We start from the raw sequence: 20,184 nt of genomic DNA, 5'->3' as shown, positions 1-20,184 counted from the left end.
CAGGCGTTGTGTCGAGGCGGCCGCTTCCCCAGCCGAAGGCCACCGTTGCGGTGCGACCGTCTCGCCGCGGCGGGCATCGTGACCGCCTGGTCGCCGGATTCGCCCCAAGCTCTCCGTATCGGCGTCTCGATGGCCGCGGGCGCCCCGCGAACGGGCGCCGGACAACGGCTCGTTCCTAAGCGACCGTGAGTACGATCTTGCCCTGGATGTGCCCTCGGGCGGCGCGTTCGTGCGCTGCTCGGGCCTCCGCGAGCGCGAACGTGCTGTCGATCGCGACGCGTACCGTGCCCGCGTCGAGCAGGCGTCCCAGTTCAGCAAGCTGCGCGCCGTTCGAGCGGACCTGGGCGGTCGAGACCGTGACGCCCAGTTTCGCGGTCTCCTCTTCGTCGAAGTCCCCGGGAAACACGGGGAACTGGGAGCCGCCGCGCTTGAGCGTACGCAGGAAGCGACTGCTGTCAGGACCACCGACGGTGTCAAGAACGAGGTCGACGTCGTGCACGAGGTCCTCGGGACGGCTCTTGGTGTAGTCGATGAACTGGTCGGCGCCGAGCTCACGCAAGAACGATTCATGCGCTCCCGATGCCACCGCGATGACATGTGCGCCCTTCCACTTCGCCAGCTGCAGTGCGAAGTGCCCCACGCCGCCCGCGGCGCCGTTGATGAGAACCGTCGCGTCGGCGTCGAGTGCCGTCGGGCGATGTGGTGCCTTCTGGAAGGGCGAGGGGTGGTCGTGTCCGAGCTCGATGAGGAACTGCCACGCGGTGAGCCCGGCCATGGGCGCCCCGGCGGCGTGCACGTGATCGATGCCGGCCGGCTTGCATGCGAGGTCCGACGCGGGCGCGGCCACGTACTCGGCGTACGCGCTGCCGTCGAAGCTGGGGAAACGCAGAAGACCGAAGACTTCATCACCTACGGCGAGACCGTCCACGTCCACGGCGACGCCCTCGACGACGCCCGACACGTCCGTCCCCGGAATCACCGGCAGGCTGACCGTCGATTCCGACCCGGGCACATCGGTCAGCCCGTCGCGTAGATACCAGTCCGGAGGATTGACGCCGACCGCCTGCACGCGAACGAGCACCTCGCCCGGCCCCGGCTCGGGAACCGGCACCTCGTCGTAACGCAGCACCTCAGGGCCGCCGTGCTCATGCAACCGGACCGCCCTCATCGTATGAGTTGGCATCCTTCTCCCCTGCCCGCGTCGCGGGATACGCTTATCCGGATCAGCGGTCCAGATAAATGGACCACTGATCCGAATATATGGATCACTGATCCGGATAGTCAAGAGGGACAGATGCGAGCCGACGCCAGGAAGAACCGCGACCACCTGCTCGCAGTAGCGGGCACCGCCATCACCGAGCAAGGCGTCGATGTGTCGCTGCGCGACATCGCACGCAGGGCCGATGTCGGGCTCGCGACGCTCCTGCGGCACTTCCCGACGCGCGAGGCGCTGCTCGAAGCCCTGCTCCGTACGAGCTTCGACGAACTGACGGCAAAGGCAGGCGAGCTCGAGACATCGAGCTCACCCGACGAGGCTCTCGTTTCATGGCTGCGTGACTGCACGGCATGGACAACCGAGTACCGGGGTGTGACCGTGCTGATGGCAGCCGCCATCGAGGACACCGAGTCCGCACTCCACGCTTCGTGTGTCACCCTGCGCGCGACCGGTGCGCGGCTCCTCACCCGTGCCCAGACCGCGGGCAAGGCGCGGACCGACATTGATGGCGCTGATTTGTTCGCACTGGTGGCGGCGCTCGCCTGGCTCGGCGATCAACCCTCGCTCGCGCCACGCGCCGATCACCTCTTCGACGTTGTCGCAAGCGCGATCCTGACCAGTGCGGCGAGCAACGAGGCCGAGGGAAAACACCGTCCTCGCGCCCGTGACTGAGCTCGTCGCACAACCGGACCGACGCTCGACCTCGGCGGCTGCATCGCCTCGCGCATCGGCCTGCTCGCCACAACTGGCATCACCAGCCACAACGACACGCTCGACGGGCACTTCAACAACTCGCCGAATGTCCCTCGTCCTTCCCCGACCGGCCCGGACCGGCGCTTCCGCCCAGGCCCAGGCTTCACATCGCCATCCCCAACAGCGCGCCCGTCTGCTGGGGATGGCGAATCAGTCGGCGACACACACGGTCACGTACAGGTCGCCGTGCGCACCACCGTGCTTGCCGGGGCCGCCGAGTTCGTGGATCCGGGCATCCTGCCCGTCCCTGATGCCCGCGGGGATGCGGACCTTGTAGATGTGATGCTCGCAGACAATCCGGCCGTCCCTCTAGCATGTGATGCGCAATGTCCCAGGCCGCGGCTGGGCGGTGTGGCACCGAAGTGACGGGGTGATCTCTCTGAGCACGTTCCAGACCTTTCCAGTGGAAGCCGGCCGCTGAGCCGGGTCCTGGGCCAGGAGCCGTCGGCATAGTTCCGCTTCTCGTAGACGCGGGCGGTGCGGTCGGAGTTGTTGCGGATCGAGCCGCCGCGGTCGCGGATCGCGGACGGCAGGTTCTTCACGCCGCCGTCCACGACCCACCGCACCCACCGCTGCCCGCCGAAGTTGATCTCCGGATAGACGCACAAGTAGCCGGACGGGCAGTCAATACCGGCCCACCCGGACGTGGTAGCTGCCGGAAGCAGAGGCGGGAACGGTCGCCAGCGGGGAGGTTGGAGCGTAGCGGGGTGTGCGCCCGGCGTGAGCCCCGACATCGGCGGCAGGTTCTCACCGCAACCTGTCACGTGGGATCAGCCTCAGCCAGACAGCCTCGGGAGGCTACCGCGTATGCGATTGCCCGCTTCTGTAAACGATGTAGTAGTCGGAGGATCCTAGGTCAAGTTTGAACACCATGCCGTACCTTCTGCGGATTTGGGCAACGGTTCCCGCTTCTGGTTCCGTTGAGCACCGGACGACGGGCGGGTCGTTATATGGGCACTCTTCCGGCTCTTCAATCAACAGACGGGTGTTGTGATCGTGTACTGGATCCCAGGACAGGATCTGCGATGGATCGGACATCTGCGTGGGCTCCGGTGCCCCCGGCCCAGAAGGGTTCGGCCCATTCTCCCGGTAGTACTCAACGAGGTTGCTGCGGTAGCCGCCGTGATCGAAAGGGATTTGGGAAGCAGGGCGGTCACCCGCGTCCATAACGCCGTCGAGAACGTCCCCCATGCGGCGGGGGTCGGCACCGTAGTAAGCAGTGACGTACAGCGAGCATTTAATCTTGTACTGGTCGTCGCCCGCTGAGTCGAACCACTGCTTGTTTGTTCCCCCTCGGCATACATCTCGTACGACGACCAGGCCGAGGGCCAGTGGAGTGTGGTCTGAGTAAGCCTGCACCACGGCCCGGAGAATCTTCTCCGTCTTGTCCCGGGCAGCAACTGCTTCGGCGGAGCCGGCCAGCTTGCGTACGGTCTTCGGACTCGGCGCACGGTTCCCGGCCGAGCAAGCGGACACCGCTAACAGCGCGACGGTGAAGAGCGAGCCCAACACAGTCTTGGCCCGTCGATGGTGCCTTCCCATGGTGCTCCCTCCCTGACACCCATTCCAGTGTCCACCAGGCCGGCTGGGGGTGCTTGAGTACGCGTACTTATTTGTTTCTGGGGCAGCCATCCGGGGCTGCCCCAGAAACGTTCCCGTCAGAGGCCCATGTTTGCCATGGTGTGCTCAAGGGAGTCGGCGTACAGATACGCTCCACCAATCTTGGGGTGGAATAACTGGGCGGACAGACCAGAGTTCTTGAGGATTGGGAAGTCGGTCATCGGGTTGCCCGAATCGACGAGCGTCTCCACGATGCCATGGACCTGTTCTGGGTCGCCGCACACACCCTTGCCTGTGAAGTCGTTCGTCGGGTTCGAGAACCATGCCTGGGTACCTTGCCTGTTGGGGTCGTCAACAGCGTCCTGCATCGCCACGGCGGGCGTTCCGGCAGCGTCGTTGAGCCAGTCCGCGGATTCCGCACACAGGCCTATTTGAGCGACTCCGATGCCGACTCGCGGAGCGGATCCGCTGTTGGAGAGCAAGGGCGGGTAGACCATGAGGACGATCTTGGCGTGCGGCGCGCCTCAGCATGGATCGCCATGAGGGTCTAGCGAAGAGATCACGATTGACGGCGGAGCGGGGCCGGTGATCGTCAAGCTGGTCGTGCGCCCGGGCAGTTACGCATTCGGTGAGTGGTACGACCGAGGCGTGGCAAGCCGGCCCGAAGGCTCGGGACGCCCCGTCGCCGGCACGCCGCTGAACCTCTCGTAGCTGACGTCGGCCGGTGCCATCCCGAAGACGCTGGAACTGACAGGCAGGAACGAGCGACGTGGGAAAACCGAGGGCTACGGGCCGCTGGCCCTGTTGGCTGGCCGCCTGGAAAGGATGTGGGGCAGACCAAGCAGGGCCGGAGCGCGCATTACGCACCTGGCCCATTCCCTTGAGTACCGAGGCACGCCTACGTTTCTACTGGCAACGCATCGACATCCCCTCCGGCGGGTGGCCGCAGCGCTGGGGGTATCACAGCGCACTATGCAGTGAGGATGACAAAGAAACCGCGCCGACTCCAGCCGGCGCCACACCGTCCGCACACTCACCCCACCGACCTGGGCGCCGGCACGCACGTGCACCGTCGTCAACACCCCGGCCGAATCGAGCTCAAGCAGCCACGCCACCAGCACCGGCCTGAACACCCTCAACCCCGCCGTGACCTCACCCCACCCGCCCGGCTCCCCCACCGAATAGCCTTCCGCCCGGACGCCAACACCCGCCACGGTGCAGCCGCGCAGCCACCGAATGACTCAGAAGTGCTGTTCCCGAGACATAGGCACGGAACCGCCCCACGACAGTGAACCTGCCCATCCTCAGGTCCCCACCAGCAAGAACATGCCGATCCGACACCCTGTCACTGGCATACGGCCACTGACACCAAACCGGCATGTCGCAGCGGGGAAGGGGCGGCCTTCCCGAACACCACGGCTGCGGACGAACTGGGCGAGAAACTACCCGGCTGTTCACCTGGTGCCCGCGACACCGCGTGCGGCGCCGGCTGGGACGACGGCGTGGGACCGACCGCTTGGCCCCGCGCCCGGCGTAGATCAGGCGGCGGCTTCAGAGCGTCGGCTGGCAGTGACGCGCAGGGGTTCCCTCCGTCACCGGAAGTTTCTGCGGGTTGTCCAGTCTTCATGGAATGTGGTCGAACTCTCCTGCCTGGTCGCGTTGCCCCGCGCTGACTGGTGCTGTGCAGCGCGCCCGGGGTTGCGGTATCGACGACAGCCTGATTGGAAAGGGACACCATGGCCCGACGTAAAGCGCTCCTCCTTGGCCCGTTGGCCGCCCTGTTCACGCTGGTACTCACTGTGGTGTTGCCACAGTCGGCGCAGGCATGGAGTTTCACCGGCATCGTGAAGGTCAAACAGGCCGCCACCTACTGTGTCGGGGACCAGGCGGGCATCGACCACCTCACCCCGGGCCTGTTCTCGGGGAACCTGGCCTACGGAGATGCCTACGCCTTCGAGGCGGACTGCGTCACGCCCAAGGTGATGCAGGCCAGGTCCCGGCTGGACGTACGGTTCTGGAGCGAAGCGCAGAACGCCTGGATCACCTGCCGGAGCACCGGCTGGACGTACGGCACGACAGGCCACGACATGTGGGGCCCCACCGGGCCCGCATCCCTCCTGAGCTACGGCGGCCCGGTCTGCGGGGTCGGCTGGTATGCAACGCGGGCGTACGCCGAAGTATGGGTCCCCAACATCCTCATCGTCGGCGGCGGCTTCTGGTCCGGCGGCAGCACCACCTCCGCCTACGAATGGGTGGAAACGAGCGGCTGACCCAACGGGTACTACCCCGACCAAGCAGAAGCCCGTCCCGGGTGACGACGCCACAGCGCATCAACGCGTGGGTGCAGGAAGTCCGGGGCGACCCACACTGTGCCCTCATGTACTACCGGCGCGGCCCCGTCGACGGCGACAGGGGGTCGATGCTGCGGGCGTTCGTGGAAGTCGACCGGGCCGCCATGGGCCCCGAACGCCTCGCCGCCAAGCTGCCCGCGTACGGGCGCCTTCGCCGCTACGTACCCGGGCGGCCAGCCGGCCCTCCAGGAGTGGGGCCGGGACGAGTGGCGGCAGCGCTACCCTCTCCTCCCCCGCGTCCTGTTCGTCCTGGACGGAACCGTACCTGCCGGTGTCGAGAACCGGATCAGCGCCCTGCGCGCGACTGCCGCAGACGACGGCACGGGGCTGTACCCGGATCGCCACGCAGCAAAGTAGCCAGCCACCGGACCAGCACGTATCCGTCCCGCGGTCGACCTGGTCAGCCACATGTCCGAACGCCAGCGGCCAGCCGGTCGAAGCAACACTAGGCGCACCACGAGAGGCAACCCGGGGCGCAGCCGATGCGGGCGTCGGCCGTACGCTGACCAGCCGTGGTGGGGGCTGCTGAAAACCCTTGAAAACGGCCAGGGCCGCCTTCGCCGACGCGATGCACCAGGCGTGGGACCTGGACGGCCTGTACACCGCTGAGGCGGAGCCGCACGGGTGACGTATCCTCACGTCACCTGCCAGGTCTGCGGCCGGGGGGACTCACACGGCCGGGGCCGGCTCGACACATTGGGGGTTCATTGCGCGCAATACCCACAGGCGCCGTACTCACCGGCGTCCTGGTCCTTTCCGTCTCCGCTGTCGCCGCTCCGGCCGCGTACGCCGTGGAGACCGGTGTGGTGGTCCAGAAGGTGTCCGTGAACGGGGGCAAGCCCATCGTCCTCGGCACCTCCCAGACCGAGTCGTTCACCATCTCCGTGACGGCTTCGGACGACTCGGGGATCAGCAGCAAGCTTGCGTTCTTCGGGATCGAGCGCGAGGTGGGGGAAGACTACTGGTCGTACCACGGCACCCCGACGTGCACCGCGAGCAGCGCCACCACCTCCACCTGCAAACTCACCTTCAAGCTCGACCCGGGCTGGGGCGTGCCTCGCAACACCCTCGCGGGTCCGTGGAAGGTGATCATCCAGCTCCAGTCCAAGGACGGCGATCTCTACAACAACGGCGGCACCCTCACCCACCCGGTCCTGCGCCGCGGCAAGCTCAGCGTCGACGCCGGGCCCGAGCCGGTGGCCAAGGGCAAGTCGCTCAAGGTCACGGGCAAGCTGACCCGCGCCAACTGGGACAGACGCACCTACGCGGGCTACACCAACCAGCCCGTGAAGCTGCAGTTCCGCAAGGCGGGCACCAGCACCTACAGGACCGTCAAGACGGTCAGGACCAACTCGACGGGCAACTTGTCGACGACGGTCACGGCCTCGGCCGACGGCTACTGGCGCTGGTCCTTCGCAAGCACCTCCACCACATCGTCGGTCAACGCCACGGGCGACTACGTCGACGTGCGCTGACAAGCGCCGCACGGGAAACCGGCGCCCACGCCGGTGGCCCGGCCCGAGGACGGGCTGGGCCTCGCCCCCGCGGCCGTCCACGCCACCCGCCCCGGTACGACGATCCGCCGTCTCCATCTCGACGACCTCGACACCGGCAACCGCCGACTGGTCGTCGACAGCCGCGTCTGGCCTCTGGACGAGTAGACAGCCCATCAGCGGTGTGTCCGTCCCGGCGGCCGCCATGCGGGAACGGCTCCCTACGGACTGCGCATCTGGCTGCGTTCGGGCGCCGACGGAGGGGTCGCGTCCGTCGTGGACCACGTGCCGAGTAGCGGCCGAGAGGATGCTCAGTGCCCCAGCGGGGGCTCAGTCGCCATGGGTGACCGGCTGGGGATCGGCCTCCAGCGCGTCGAGCACTGCGTCGCCGTTCGCCCTCGCCCACTCGGTCAGCATGTGGATCGGATCGATCAGCGTCGCCCCGAGCGGGGTGAGCTCGTACTCGACGCGGGGCGGTACCTCGGCGTAGGCGTGGCGGGTGATGAGTCCGTGCGTCTCAAGCCGTCGGAGCGTCTGGGTGAGCATCTTGCGGGAGATGCCACCGATCAGCTCGATCAGCTCGCCATGGCGCACCGGACCCTTGCTGAGGCCGTAGAGCACCACCACCGTCCACTTGTCGGCGATCAGCTCGACCGTCAGACGCCCCGGGCAGTCGGCGAGAAAGGAATCACCGGGAACGAAACCGCTCATGGCGCCAAAGGTACCTGCTGGTTCCTATCAGAAACATAGCCTGGGTTCTCTCCCACCCTCCAAAGCCAGGAGAGTCATGCGAGTCATCACCCAGCAGACGCTCGGCGGTCCCGAGGTGCTCACCATCGTGGACGCGCCCGAGCCACAGCCCCTCCCGACCGAAGTTCTCGTCCGCGTCAAGGCGATCGGGTTGAACCCGCTGGAGGCGCGCCTGCGCGCCGGCGAGTTCCCGCTGATCGGCCCGCTGCCGTTCGTCCTCGGCTGGGACATCAGCGGCGTGGTCGAGGAGTCGCCGCAGACATGGCGGTTCAGGCCCGGCGACGAGGTGTTCGGGATGCCGCTGTTCCCGCGGGCGGCGAGCGCGTACGCCGAGGTCGTGTCGGCGCCGGCGTTGCACCTGGCACGCAAGCCGGCGTCGCTCTCACACATCGAGGCGTCGGCGCTGCCGGTCGTCGGGCTGACGGCGTGGCAGGGCCTCGTCGACCTCGGCGGCGTGACCGAGGGCGACCGCGTCCTGGTCCACGGCGGTGGTGGCGGGGTCGGTCACGTCGCGATCCAGATCGCGAAGGCGCGCGGCGCGCACGTGATCGCGACCGCCAGCGGGAGCAAGCGGAAGTTCGTCGAGGGGTTCGGCGCCGACGAGGTGATCGACTACACGGCGGTCGACTTCACTGAGGCGGTCCGCGACATCGACGTCGTGCTCGACACGATCGGCGGCGACACCGTCGAGCGGTCGCTCGAAGTGCTTCGCCCGGGCGGTCACCTCGTGACGGCGGTCGCCGAGGAGGCTTCGGAGCTCGCCGCCACGTACGAGGCGGCCGGCATGCGCTTCAGCGGCATCGCGGTCGACCCCGATCCGGTCGCCCTGCGAGGTCTCGTCGAACTCGTCGAACAGGGCAGGCTCCGGGTCCACGTGCAGGAGACGTTCCCGTTCGAGCGCGTCGCCGACGCGCACCGGCTGCTCGACGGCGGTCACCTCCAGGGCAAGCTCATCCTCACCGTGTGATCCCGTCCTGGGGCCTCGACCGCGTACTGGTACCAGACCCTGCCCTCCCCCAGGGCCGCCGTCCTGCCGCTGGAACGGCACCTGCCCGTGGGCCCGGGATCGACATACGACCCGCACTGCACGGCCCGGGCAGGCCGACCCGGTCGGCCAAGGACACCCCGCGGCTCATGCGCCGGCCTCGTCGGTGACGATGGCGACCTTGCCGCCCCGGCCGCTGTCGGCGGTCTTGTACGCGGTGTCGACCTCGGTGAGCGGGAACCGGTCGGTGACCACGCACTCGGGATGCAGGCCCCATCGGTCCAGATTCTGCAGGAGTTCACGCATGAGGTGCACCGAGGTGACCCAGGAGCCGATGAGGGTGACCTGACGGTGAATCAGGTCGGGCGAGACATCCAGGGTGAGCGTGCCGCCCTCGCCGACCATCACCGCCCGGCCCCAGCGGCGGGTGTGCCGCACGGCTGTGAGTTGGCCGGCCCCGTTGCCCGAGCAGTCGACGGACACGCACGCGCCGTCACCGAGCAGCACCGCCAACTCCCCCGCCTCGACGGCATGGTGGACGGCACCCAGTGCTCGGGCCTGGGCGCGGCGCTCCGCGCTCACGTCCGTGCCGACCACCAGCGGCACCCCCAGTGCGCGGGCGAGGAGTCCGGCGGCGAGCCCGACCGGCCCCAGGCCCGTGATCAGCACGGTGTCCCCGCCGGAGACATCGGCGCGCCGCAGCGCCTCGTACGCCGTGCCGAAGCCACAGGCCACGCACGCGCCGTCGAGGTAGGTGAGCGAGTCGGGCAGCGGCAGCAGGTCCTTCTCCTCGGCCAACAGGTACTCGGCGTGGCCGCCATCGCGCTGCCAGCCGTAGGCAGCACGCCGCGGGGACAGACAGCCGACCGGATAGCCTCGGCAGCATTCGTCGCACAGCCCGCAGCCGCTGATGTGGTAGACGACCCGCCGGTCACCGACCACGGTCGCGGTGCAGCCGGGGCCGACCGCGACGACCTCACCGCACGGCTCGTGCCCGCCGACCACACCCTGGTACGCCTCCGGGCCGGAGCCGAGATGCTCGCGGTAGATGGCCCGCAGATCGCTGCCGCAGATCGTGGACGCGCGGACCTTCAACAGGACCTGACCATGCCCGGGAGCGGGGACCGGCACGGTCCTCGACTCGGTACGGCTGCCGCCGGGCAGGTACGCGGCGAGCATGGTGTCGGGCAGGGCGGACATAGCGATCACCTCGGGGAGAGCTGGGGGCACGGCATTGCGTTTCCGCAAGGATTCGCCGGAAGAAACAGCACTTCAATAGGTGTTTCGCAGCGCGCCCCTCGCCCTGCTCGCGCGAGCACACCTGCCGTGATCTGCACCACCCGGCCCCAGTGGAGCCCTCCGCTGGAGCATCCCGACAGGGGAGGCCGGTCGTACGCTGCGATCCGGACCGGCACTGGTGGACCCTTTACCGGCCAGCGGAGAAACCGAAGACACGTCCCGTCCGCGACCGGGACAGCGAGGAGAACGACCATGGCCGCAAGCGCGTGGGAGTCACTGCGCGCGGCCCGGGCCGCGCACCTTCACTACGTCGAGGGCCTGCGCGTGACCCAGGTCGCCGAGCACCTGGGCGTCAGCCGCTTCAAGGCCGGACGACTGATCCAGACCGCCCGGGAACAGGGCCTGGTCCACATCGAGATCACCCCGCCGCCGCTCGCCGATCCTACGCGCTCGGCCGCCCTCCTCGAGCGGTACGCACCTCACGGCCTCACCCGCGCACTCGTCGTCCCCGCGCAGGCCGGACGCGCGGCGCTGAACCGAGCCGCCGCCGAAGCCGTCGAAGAGGCCACCCGCCCCGGGGACGTGCTGGGCCTGGCTTGCGGCCGCACCGTCAACCAGGTCGTCGCGGCCCTGCGGCGGCTGCCGGACTGCGACGTCGTCCAGCTCACCGGCCTGACCACGCCCGGCGACGTCAACGACAGTTCCGTGGAGACGATCCGCCGGGCGTCCCGGCTCACCCGGTCGACCGCGGTACCTGTCTACGTCCCCATGGTCCTGCCCAGCCTCGCCGAGGCCGCAGCCCTGCGCGTCCGCCCCGCTCTGGCCAAGGCGTTCGCCCGTCTCGACCGCCTGACCGTCGCGCTCATCACCGTCGGCGCCTGGCAGCCCGGCGACTCCAACCTCCACGACTCCACCGGTCTGGCCGACAGCGAACGAGAAGCCGCCACCCGCCGCGGCGTCGTCGCGGAGTTCGCCGGCCACCTCGTCGACGCCGACGGCCGCACCGTCGCCACCGACCTGACCGACCGCTGCCTGGTCGTCCCGCTCGAACGACTGCGCCACGCCCGTGACGTTGTCGCCATCGCCGCAGCTGTCCGCCGCGCATCCGCCGTCGACGCCGCGCTGCGCAGCGGCCTCATCCACACACTTGTCACCGACACCGAGGTCGCCGACGCATTCCTCGCCCATCGCGACACGGCACCGACCGAACCCCCTGACTGACGAACTCGTGCATGGTTGGGGGTCGATCCCTTGGCGGTTGTTCATGGTCGGGTGGTGGGGAACGCGACTCGTGCGGTGATCTTCAGCAACCGGCGTTCAGCAACCGGCGGGTGACGGGCCTGACGGTCGTACAGGCGGCGTCTCAGCGGGTCTCCGTGTGCCTCACGGCGTGAGCCCGGCTGACGGAAACGCTGGTCGCCGAGCGCCGCCCCGACCGGCCGGTACCGCCGATGGCCGGTACCGCCGCGATCGGGGCGGTTGTGCATCTGCTGGGCCACCGCCATCGAGGAGGGCCGGGACCCGTCCTCGATGAGCGGCATCCTGACCGACAGCGCCTACCGTCTGCTGCCGGCCTGACGGCCCGGCCTCACTTCAGGTGCCGGGCGAAGAACCGGTCCCCGTCGTCCACCTCGAACCACGGGGTGCCGGCGTGCCCGCCCATATCGGCGTGCAGCGTCTTCTCCTTGGTGCCGAAGGCGTCGAACAGGTCCAGGGCCAGCTGCCGGTCGTTCCCTTCGTCGTCCCACTGCAGCAAGAACTGCAGGGGAATGGTGACCTGCCGGGCCTCCTCGCGCTGGGCGCGGGGCACGAAACCCCCGGCGAAGAAACCAGCGGCCGCGATGCGCGGCTCGACCACCGCCAGTCGAATGCCGATGGCGGTCATCCCCGAGTACCCGACCGGGCCGCCGATCTCGGGCAGCGAAAGGAGGGCGTCCAGGGTGGTCCGCCATTCCGGGACCGCCTTTTCGACCAGCGGGGCGACGAAGGACTCGAAGATCTCGTCGACCGGCTCGCCGGCCGCCATCGCCCGGCGGAGGTCGGCGCGAGCCTGCTCATCGACGGCGGAACGGGGTCGGTCACCGTGCCCGGGGGCGTCGACGGCCGCGACCGCGTAGCCGTACTCCGCCGCGGAGTGCCGGGCCCTGGCCACCAGCCGCGATTCCCGCTTGTGCAAGCCGCCGTTGTGGCCGATCAGGATCAGCGGGGCCGGTGCGGAGCCAGACGTCCACAGGATGCCGGGGATCTCGCCGAGGGTGAATTCGCGCTCGAGGACGCCGTCGTCGAGGCGCTGTTCAGAAGTGAATTGCATGGTCGTGCCCTTCGGGAGTGCGCTTGTACGGCGCTCCCGGACGACCTACCGCCCGACCGTGACCCCGGAGGGGAGCACCCATGTCGATACTGCGTTCACGGGTACCACCTCCTCATTCGCTCGCACGGCCTCCGGAAAAGTAACAGTGGTCGCCGTGGTCCGCCAACAGGTTTTTACGGAGGCTCCGTGGCCGCATGCCACGAAGCCACTCGCCTGAGGACCAAGGAGTCCGACCGGCGGTCGACGTGCCGATGTTCACCACGGCGTCGGTCGACGCGTCGAAGGAACCGCCCTGATCAGCTCAGGTGATCCCACGAGCGGCGATGAGTCCTGTGGCGTCCGGCAGTCGTACTGTCGAACCCGTTACCGAGGAGGGCTTCTGATGCGCAGCGTGACCTATTCGATGAACGTCTCGCTCGACGGCTACATCGTCGGGCCGGACGGCGGCTTGAACTGGACGCCGCCCGACGAGGAGATCTTTCGCTCCTGGATCGACGAGATCCGAGAGGTCGGCGTCCACCTGTTGGGACGACGGCTGTACGAGACGATGCTGTACTGGGAGACCGCCGAGCAGGATCTCTCGCTCGACGACTCACAGCTCGAGTGGATCGCGATCTGGAATCCGCTCCCAAAGGTGGTGTTCTCCAACACGCTGCCGGCGGTGCAGGGCAATGCCCGCCTGGCCTCCGGCGGCCTGGCGGAGGAGATCGAGCAGTTGCGAGCCGAGCCAGGAGAAGGCAACATCGCGATCGGGGGCGCGACTCTCGCCGCCGAGGCGGCCGCGCTGGGTCTGATCGACGAGTATCGGGCCAGGGTCTATCCGGTGCTGCTCGGCGGTGGCATTCCGTTCTTTCCCCGGCGCGAGCGCCGAGTTGATCTCGAACTCGTCGAGACCCGCACCTTCAGCTCAAAAGTCGTCTACCTCCGCTACCGCGTGACGCGCTAAGACAATCGTTCGCTCGCCGACATACGGCAAGATGCCCAGGCCGGAGCCGTGTGGCTCGCCTCGCTTCGTGCACGGGGCGGATGCCGCGCTGCCACACCAGGCGCCGGTACGTGTCGGGGCCGTAGCCGCGGTCGGCGAGCAGTGCGTCGGGCCGGCGCCGGGGCCGGGTCGAGCGGGTACGGTCAGTCCTGATCGGCCAGACGCAGCAGAGTGGTGGCCAGAACGCTGACGCCACGGGCGCACGCCTCGGGTGTGGAGTACTCGCGGGGGTTGTGGCTGATGCCGTCGTACTCACCGCGTACGAAGATCATGGCCGTGGGGCAGAGCGCGGCGATCTCCTGGGCGTCGTGACCGGCGCCGGAGAGCAGCGAGATGTGTTCCAGGCCGTGGTCGTCGGCGGCCTGCGCGATGGTCTTCTGCACGCCCTCGTCGAAGGGGACGTACGGAGTCTTGGCCATCCGCCGGGTGGTCAGCGTCAGTCCCGGCCGGCTGTTCTCCAGGTCACGCAGGAAGGCGGCCAGCGCCTCCTCTGCCCGCGTCATCTGCGCATCATCGGGATTGCGCAGATCGACGGTCAGCTCGGCGCGGGCCGGGACGATGTTGGTCAGGTCCGGGTAGACGATCAGATGGCCGACGGTGGCGCGCAGGTCACCGTACTCACCGGAATCGACCAGCTCCCGCAGGTGGACGATGATCTGCGCGGCGGCGAGGCCGGCATCGGCGCGCAGGTGGGTGGGCGTGGTGCCGGCGTGGGCGGCGCGACCGTGAATGGTGATCTCCTGCCAGGAGATGCCCTGTACGCCGGTGACGACACCAACAGGGACGTCGCTCTCGGCGAGGACGGGGCCCTGTTCGATGTGGCACTCGACGTAGGCGTGTGGCGGGTCGAGGCGGACGTCGGTGGGGCCGTCGAAGCCGGTGCGGGTGAGTTCGCCGCCGAGGGTGAGTCCCTTGCGGTCGGTCAGCGCGTGGGCGTAGTCCAGGGGCAGGCGGCCTGCCGCGACGGCGCTGCCGAGCATGTCGGTGCCGAAGCGGACGCCTTCCTCCTCCGCGAAGATGCCCACCTCGATCGGCCGGCGGGTGCGGATGCCGCGCTCGTTCAGGGTACGTACGACCTCGATGCCGCCGAGTACGCCGAGGCAGCCGTCGAACGCGCCGGCGGTGGCGACGCTGTCGATGTGCGAGCCGGTCAGGACCGGTGCGGCAGTGGGGTCGGTGCCTTCGCGGCGACCGTAGATGTTGCCCATCCGGTCGATGCGGACCGCCAGTCCGGCGTCCTCCATCCAGGCGATGACCTGGCGGCGTCCGGCCGCGTCGGCATCGGTCAGAGCGAGACGGTCGACGCCGCGCAGACCGGTGCGCTCGTCGTCGTACGCGCCGATCTCTGCGAGGCCCATCAGGGACTGCCACAGGCGGTCGCCGTTGACCTCGACGGGGTCGGGGGCGGAGCTCGTCATGATCTGTCTCCCGGAAGTGTCGGAAACGGTGGGGTGGGTGGCGGTGGTGAAGGCGATGCGGCCAGCACGGCCGAGAGTCCGGCCATTCTCGACTCAGGGGGTGTTGTGCGTTCAATGGGCGGTGGTGGAGTACGGGTTGGCAGCCGTGCCTTCGGTGCTCAGCAGGACGACCACCGAGTCCGGGCCGAGTCCCAGTGCCGTCCTGCGCTCCTCGGCACCCACGCCGGTGAGCGCGGCCCGGATTCCGGCGAGCGGCGCGGCCCCGCAGGGGCCCGAGGCGAGACCGAGGCCGGCGAGGTCGGCGGCCGCGCGGGCGCTGTCGTTGTCCGCAATGGCGACCGCGGCATCCAGCCCGCCGTACAGGTAGGGCCAGGCAATACTCGACGGGGTGCCGCAGTTCAGTCCGGCCATGGTGGTGGCGCCGGTGGTGACGCTGACGGGCCCACCGCGGGTGAGACTTTCCAGCACGCAGGCCGCGGCGTCCGGCTCCACGGACAGCAGCGCCGGGGCTTGCCCGGCCGGGCGGCTGCGGTAGTGGGTGACCACGGCCTGAGCCAGTGATCCCACGCCGACGGGCACGGCGACCAGGTCGGGGCCCCCGACGGCTCCTGCCGCCGTCAACTGCTCGTCGATCTCGGCACAGAGAGTGGAATACCCCTCGACTATCCAGCCCGGGATCCGTTCGTAACCCAACCATGCGGTGTCCTGGACCAGGACCGCGTCCGGCCCTTCGGCCGCCTCGGCCGCCAGCCGGACGGCCTCGTCGTAGTCCCCCGCGACCTCGGTCACCTTCGCCTCTTCGGCGACGATCGCGGCCGCGGCCCCGGGATGCACGCCCTGCGGGACGAAGACGTGGGCGTACTGCCCGAGCCGGCGTGCCGTACGGGCCACCGCACGGCCGTGGTTGCCGTCGGTGGCGGTCACCAAGGTCACCGGGCCGAGCCCTTCACCGTTCGCGGCCCGCTCGGCAAGGGTGCGATGGACGGCCCAGGACGCGCCCAGCGCCTTGAACGCCGGCAGTCCCAGACGGTTCGACTCGTCCTTGACGAAGACCCGGCCGACCCCGAGCTCTTTTGCGAGTGAGGGGAGATCGGACAGCGGGGTGGGCGCGTAGTCGGGCAGCGTGCGGTGAAAGGCACGTGTCTCGTCGGGTGCGGGTGCACACCGCCAGGCGCGGGCGCCGGACCGGGCAAGCCACTGCAGGGCGCGGGGAGAGGAAGCGTTGTCAGACACACCCCTAGGGTCCGCTGCACTGCCACAATCGGTCCAGCGAATGTTTTCGAATCATACTCATCGAAAACTCCAACCATTGAGGTCCACGGTCACGAGGAGACGTGTTGGCGATGTTCGACCTGCACCGGCTGCGCCTGCTGCGCGAGCTCAAGCACCGCGGCACGCTCGCGGCCGTCGCCGCCGCCCTGTCGTACGCCCCCTCCTCTGTCTCCCAACAGCTGTCCCAGCTGGAAGCAGAGGTAGGTGTGCCGCTACTGGAGCCGGTCGGGCGGCGGGTCCGGCTGACCGAACAGGCCGAAATCCTCGTCGCCCACACCGAAGCGGTCCTGGAACGCCTGGAGCGCGCCGAGGCCGACATCGCCACGTCCCTCACCGAACTGACCGGCACCCTGCGCATCGCCTCGTTCCAGACCGCCGCCCTGGCCCTGATTCCCACCGCACTCGGTCTGCTCCGCGACCGGCACCCTCTCCTGCGCGTCCACGTCACGCAGCTGGAACCGGAGAAATCCCTGCCCGCCCTGCTGGCCCGCGACTTCGACCTGGTCCTCGCCGAGGAGTATCCCGGCAACCCCAATCCACGTTCCGCCGAACTCGAACAGGAGGACCTGCTGAACGACCCTCTCCGCCTCGCCCTGCCCGAGCCCACCAGCAGCACGGACGGCAGCGGCCCGATGACGGTGCTGCGCTCCCTCGCCCATCACCCCTGGGTGATGGAACCCGACGGCACGGCCGCCCGATGCTGGGCCATGACGATGTGCCGCAACGCCGGCTTCGAACCGGACGTACGGTTCGAGACCACCGACCTCGTGCTGCACCTCCGGCTCGTCGAGCAGGGTCACGCCGCCGCGTTCCTGCCCGACCTGGTCCGGAGCGGACAGCCGCCGACCGTCCCCCTTCGGCAACTGCCCCGTGGCCAGCGCAAACGCCGGGTCTTCACGGTCGTACGCCGCGGGGCCAGCCGGCATCCCGCCGTTCTGGCCTGCCGCGACGCACTCCACCGAGCGGTCAGCAGCTCTGCGACCAACTGCTTGCCCGCCCACCCGGAAACCAGCGCTTGACCTCCACCCTCGTCATGAAGAACGTCTCGCCTACCGGCCTTTGCCCGAGTGACAGGGGCGCTTTGAGGATCATTTCCGCCTGGGCGGCCCGGACAGGACCGGCGGGGCGCAGCGGGACGTCGTGCTTCAGCAGAGCCGGTACGGCCCGGGACGCGCCGGCGGCAGGGGCGGTTTCCCATGTGCGGCCTCAGGCATCGTCTTCACAAGGGCACAATCGATCAACGCGTTCACGCATCCTCGCTGGTAGATCCTTGTTCCGGGCCCCTGAGCGATGGCGTCATGGTTACTGCACGAGTCAAGACGTCGGCAGACGAGGAAACCCGGACCATGGCGATTCTTCCCAATCGGGGAATCAAGCAGGCTGACGACCTCTGGGACGCAGGTGAGCCCAGTCTCTCCATACCTCCGCACTCCGTCCCTCTCGATGTTTCCGGGCGTGTGTGTGTCACCCCGCCTTACTTCGCACTCCGCAACGTGCGGCAGATCCTCCCCGGCATTGCTACGGCGAGCGTCTACCGTGAGTCCGACGTCGGGCGTCAAGCCTCGAACATCAGCTTCGCCGAGGCCGGCCGCCATATGGCCATTCTCGGCCTCTGCGCAGCATCCAGCCTCAATCCCAACCCCGGACGGCACTACTACCTGGCACGCACCGTGCACGGCGAATGGCTGGCTCCCGCGCGCCGGGAACCGACTCCAGCCGCACTGGAATGCCGGGCGAAAGCAGCGTTCGACGACCGCCGCCATCGCCACGCGACGGCTCGTGCCGTCATCCTCGGGCCCGACGGCACCCCTGAGATCCGAATGACCGTCAGGTACGAGGTGATCCCGGAACGGATCTTCGCCCGTCTGTTCAGCACGCACGCAGCCGCTACCGGGCAGACCTCGGACAACCCGTACAGGCGCCGTCTGCCGTTCGACCGCATCACCGTCGATGACGAGTCGGTCTCTGCCAGCCTGACCGTCACCCCCGATCTGTGCCCCGGCCACTTCGACGGCTATCCGGCGCTGCCCGCCTCCATCATCGGCACCGCCATGACCAGCGTGTTCGACGAGTTTCTCGCCAAGAACAATCCTTCGGCCCGCTGGACTCCGACCACGTATCAGTTCGGGGCCAGGGAACTGGCCTGGGTCGGAAAGACCATGGACGTTTCAGTGGAACTCGTCCCTGCCCCTATCCACCAGAACCACATCTTGCAGGCCACAGTGCGCATCGGAGCCGACGTCATCTCCACGTTGGACATGCGCATCCAGCTCATCAGCGGGGATGAGTAGCGCTCACGATCAGGACGCGGAAAAGCGTCCCCTCGTGCACTTCGGCGCCAGGTGATCGTGTGGCTCTCACCGACCTTCAGCGGGCCGCCGCTACAGGACAAGTTGCCGGCGGCGATCCCGCAGTCGGTCTTGCAGCCACCCTTGCCACCCAGGACTGCGCCTCCCTGGCATGGCCGATCGCGGAGGCGCAGGCGGTGGCAGTGGCGAGGACCGGTCCGCGTGCCTGCACTTGCAGGGCGACCCCGCCCACAGCGATATCGGGGGGAGCCGTCACAGCACATCTTCCGCTGTGCTCACGTCTCGGCCGGCCCTCCACGCCCTGGCAACGGCCGCTGCCTGCTGGACCGTTGTCTTGTCGGTGATCTCACCCTTGAGGTCGTTGGCACTCCACTCCTCCTGGAGGGTGAGCTGCAGCTCCGCTGCGTCAAGCGAGTCAAGCCCGAGCTCGGCCAGCGTGGCATCGGGCCTGATGTCCGGGCGGGAGACCTCGAACTTGTCGGTAAGCAGGGTCACGAGAAACTCGTGGGAAGCCGCCATGACTGCACACCCCTTCGATCAGGTACTGTCTCGTCGATCGGCGTCAGGACGCCGCGGATGTATGCACGTGCCCCACGTCGTGTTGAACGGGCAGCACATCGGGCCAGTTCAGAGCCACCGCCCCCCAGCGATGGCGATCAGGTCACTGCCCCAGCCGTCACTGCCCAGGTCAGTCGCACACATCACGCCCGGCTCGCTGACCAGCTCCTCACGCAGCAGGACAGCGCCGCCGCCATCACCTCAAAGGAACCTCGTACACGACGGCAGCGGAAGACGATAGCGGCCCGAGAAACGTGAACGTGTTGAACGCTTGCACCCTTGCGACAGGGGACCAGGGTCAGGGACCCGATGTGCGGATTTGACACGTCTGCCAGCGGGCTGACGATGAGCATCTGCTCTGCCTCGACCGATTCGAGGGTGAGCTGGGGCGGTGTCACGTTCAGCGGCAGGAGGATTGGCAGGAGATCGGCGATCAGCCCGAGACGGATCGGGCGACGGGACCGGTCAGCTTCCCGACAGCCACGACACGCTCAGCTCCGCCGGGACCTGCGGTGGCCACCTCCTCGTGCAGCACATCGGCGATGACCAAGGCGCGGGCGGTGGTCAGGACGCTGCGGATCCGCAGGCCGACGAGGGTGAGACCGTTGCAGTCGGCGGGGCCGCCAGCCCGTGGCCGCTCCCAGGGCGAGGGCGACTTCCAGACGGAACGTCAGGGCCGCTTCCGCAGGGACACTGCAAAGTCGTACGTTCCGGAGCAGTTACGTCGCCGGTGTGGGTGGTTCGGTCAGTGAGGCGATGCACGTGGTGAGCAGGCGCCGCATCTGGTTTTGTTCGCTGGCATCCAGGTTGGCCAGCATGTTCTGCTCGACGCGGCGGACTGCGGCGCTGGCCGTCTTGAGTTGGCGGCGTCCGAGGTCGGTCAGTTCGGTGGGCAGGGCCCTGCCCACGGGTGCCCGTGCCGGGCGGATGACGAGTCCCTGGCGTTCGAGGGCCTGCAGGAGCACATTCATCGACTGCCGGGTG

Annotated in this window: 19 protein-coding genes and 2 pseudogenes; 9 read left to right on the top strand and 12 right to left on the bottom strand. The window is 68.6% G+C overall.

What is annotated here, in order from left to right:
• Positions 1 to 175 precede the first annotated feature (175 nt).
• On the bottom strand, positions 176 to 1,183 hold the full coding sequence (locus CTZ28_RS34940; RefSeq protein ID WP_183154750.1) for an NADP-dependent oxidoreductase: 1,008 nt from the start codon (positions 1,181 to 1,183) through the stop codon (positions 176 to 178).
• A gap of 111 nt (positions 1,184 to 1,294) precedes the next feature.
• Here CTZ28_RS34940 and CTZ28_RS34935 point away from each other — a divergent pair, with 111 nt between their 5' ends.
• A complete protein-coding gene (locus CTZ28_RS34935) occupies positions 1,295 to 1,888 on the top strand; it encodes a TetR/AcrR family transcriptional regulator (protein ID WP_121893759.1) in 594 nt (197 codons plus the stop codon).
• A 231-nt stretch (positions 1,889 to 2,119) separates the two neighbouring features.
• On the opposite strand, the gene CTZ28_RS47370 is transcribed toward CTZ28_RS34935, so the two are convergent.
• The 4 genes and pseudogenes from CTZ28_RS47370 to CTZ28_RS34925 all read right to left on the bottom strand — a co-directional run bounded on the left by CTZ28_RS47370 (position 2,120) and on the right by CTZ28_RS34925 (position 4,026).
• A complete protein-coding gene (locus CTZ28_RS47370; RefSeq protein ID WP_259471958.1) occupies positions 2,120 to 2,248 on the bottom strand; it encodes a DnaJ C-terminal domain-containing protein in 129 nt (42 codons plus the stop codon).
• A 215-nt stretch (positions 2,249 to 2,463) separates the two neighbouring features.
• A pseudogene (locus CTZ28_RS48880) lies at positions 2,464 to 2,703 on the bottom strand (peptidase inhibitor family I36 protein); the annotation flags it as partial.
• Between the two features lie 64 nt (positions 2,704 to 2,767).
• Positions 2,768 to 3,511, bottom strand: coding sequence for a hypothetical protein (locus tag CTZ28_RS46685; protein WP_147481242.1), 744 nt, complete (start codon positions 3,509 to 3,511; stop codon positions 2,768 to 2,770).
• A 116-nt stretch (positions 3,512 to 3,627) separates the two neighbouring features.
• Positions 3,628 to 4,026 carry an SGNH/GDSL hydrolase family protein gene (locus tag CTZ28_RS34925; protein WP_147481241.1) on the bottom strand — a complete coding sequence of 133 codons (399 nt, stop codon included), beginning with the start codon at positions 4,024 to 4,026 and terminating at the stop codon, positions 3,628 to 3,630.
• A 1,239-nt stretch (positions 4,027 to 5,265) separates the two neighbouring features.
• On the opposite strand from CTZ28_RS34925, the gene CTZ28_RS34915 reads away from it, so the two are divergent.
• The 3 genes from CTZ28_RS34915 (at position 5,266) to CTZ28_RS47365 (ending at position 7,541) form a co-directional block, all read left to right on the top strand.
• Positions 5,266 to 5,799 (top strand): hypothetical protein, encoded by a 534-nt coding sequence (locus CTZ28_RS34915; protein ID WP_147481240.1) that lies wholly within the window; start codon positions 5,266 to 5,268, stop codon positions 5,797 to 5,799.
• Positions 5,800 to 6,587: 788 nt separating this feature from the next.
• A complete protein-coding gene (locus tag CTZ28_RS34905; RefSeq protein WP_183154742.1) occupies positions 6,588 to 7,355 on the top strand; it encodes a hypothetical protein in 768 nt (255 codons plus the stop codon).
• 33 nt (positions 7,356 to 7,388) lie between these two features.
• The gene (locus CTZ28_RS47365) at positions 7,389 to 7,541 is read left to right on the top strand and encodes a hypothetical protein (protein WP_183154741.1); all 153 of its coding nucleotides are present in this window, start codon (positions 7,389 to 7,391) and stop codon (positions 7,539 to 7,541) included.
• A 162-nt stretch (positions 7,542 to 7,703) separates the two neighbouring features.
• Here the strand turns inward: CTZ28_RS47365 and CTZ28_RS34900 are convergent, their stop codons facing one another.
• Entirely contained in the window at positions 7,704 to 8,084 is a 381-nt protein-coding gene (locus CTZ28_RS34900) for a winged helix-turn-helix transcriptional regulator (RefSeq protein ID WP_121893755.1), read from the bottom strand.
• Between the two features lie 76 nt (positions 8,085 to 8,160).
• Between CTZ28_RS34900 and CTZ28_RS34895 the strand changes: the two genes are divergently transcribed.
• Complete coding sequence (locus CTZ28_RS34895) at positions 8,161 to 9,090, top strand: NADP-dependent oxidoreductase (RefSeq protein WP_121893754.1); 930 nt, start codon at positions 8,161 to 8,163, stop codon at positions 9,088 to 9,090.
• A gap of 165 nt (positions 9,091 to 9,255) precedes the next feature.
• Here the strand turns inward: CTZ28_RS34895 and CTZ28_RS34890 are convergent, their stop codons facing one another.
• The gene (locus CTZ28_RS34890; protein WP_121893753.1) at positions 9,256 to 10,308 is read right to left on the bottom strand and encodes a zinc-dependent alcohol dehydrogenase family protein; all 1,053 of its coding nucleotides are present in this window, start codon (positions 10,306 to 10,308) and stop codon (positions 9,256 to 9,258) included.
• Between the two features lie 291 nt (positions 10,309 to 10,599).
• Here CTZ28_RS34890 and CTZ28_RS34885 point away from each other — a divergent pair, with 291 nt between their 5' ends.
• Positions 10,600 to 11,568: a sugar-binding transcriptional regulator gene (locus tag CTZ28_RS34885; protein WP_183154740.1), complete on the top strand. Its 969-nt coding sequence runs from the start codon at positions 10,600 to 10,602 to the stop codon at positions 11,566 to 11,568.
• 367 nt (positions 11,569 to 11,935) lie between these two features.
• On the opposite strand, the gene CTZ28_RS34880 is transcribed toward CTZ28_RS34885, so the two are convergent.
• A complete protein-coding gene (locus CTZ28_RS34880; protein ID WP_121893752.1) occupies positions 11,936 to 12,658 on the bottom strand; it encodes an alpha/beta hydrolase in 723 nt (240 codons plus the stop codon).
• Between the two features lie 382 nt (positions 12,659 to 13,040).
• Between CTZ28_RS34880 and CTZ28_RS34875 the strand changes: the two genes are divergently transcribed.
• Positions 13,041 to 13,604, top strand: coding sequence for a dihydrofolate reductase family protein (locus CTZ28_RS34875; protein WP_121893751.1), 564 nt, complete (start codon positions 13,041 to 13,043; stop codon positions 13,602 to 13,604).
• A gap of 182 nt (positions 13,605 to 13,786) precedes the next feature.
• Here CTZ28_RS34875 and CTZ28_RS34870 read toward each other — a convergent pair whose 3' ends face one another.
• Together CTZ28_RS34870 and CTZ28_RS34865 are read right to left on the bottom strand one after the other, a co-directional pair.
• Positions 13,787 to 15,061: a M20 family metallo-hydrolase gene (locus CTZ28_RS34870; RefSeq protein WP_121893750.1), complete on the bottom strand. Its 1,275-nt coding sequence runs from the start codon at positions 15,059 to 15,061 to the stop codon at positions 13,787 to 13,789.
• Positions 15,062 to 15,172: 111 nt separating this feature from the next.
• A complete protein-coding gene (locus tag CTZ28_RS34865) occupies positions 15,173 to 16,294 on the bottom strand; it encodes a diaminopropionate ammonia-lyase (protein WP_121893749.1) in 1,122 nt (373 codons plus the stop codon).
• Between the two features lie 110 nt (positions 16,295 to 16,404).
• On the opposite strand from CTZ28_RS34865, the gene CTZ28_RS34860 reads away from it, so the two are divergent.
• A complete protein-coding gene (locus CTZ28_RS34860; protein ID WP_121893748.1) occupies positions 16,405 to 17,352 on the top strand; it encodes a LysR family transcriptional regulator in 948 nt (315 codons plus the stop codon).
• A 474-nt stretch (positions 17,353 to 17,826) separates the two neighbouring features.
• Positions 17,827 to 18,624: a hypothetical protein gene (locus CTZ28_RS46680; protein WP_147481239.1), complete on the top strand. Its 798-nt coding sequence runs from the start codon at positions 17,827 to 17,829 to the stop codon at positions 18,622 to 18,624.
• Positions 18,625 to 18,894: 270 nt separating this feature from the next.
• Here CTZ28_RS46680 and CTZ28_RS34850 read toward each other — a convergent pair whose 3' ends face one another.
• A complete protein-coding gene (locus CTZ28_RS34850) occupies positions 18,895 to 19,161 on the bottom strand; it encodes an acyl carrier protein (RefSeq protein ID WP_121893746.1) in 267 nt (88 codons plus the stop codon).
• A 758-nt stretch (positions 19,162 to 19,919) separates the two neighbouring features.
• Positions 19,920 to 20,184, bottom strand: a pseudogene (locus CTZ28_RS34845) (MarR family transcriptional regulator); the annotation flags it as partial.

The organism is Streptomyces shenzhenensis (assembly GCF_003688995.1).
Taxonomy (GTDB): Bacteria; Actinomycetota; Actinomycetes; order Streptomycetales; family Streptomycetaceae; genus Streptomyces; species Streptomyces shenzhenensis_A.
The sequence above is the reverse complement of the archived record's forward strand: the minus strand, read 5'-3'. Positions and strand labels throughout refer to the sequence as shown.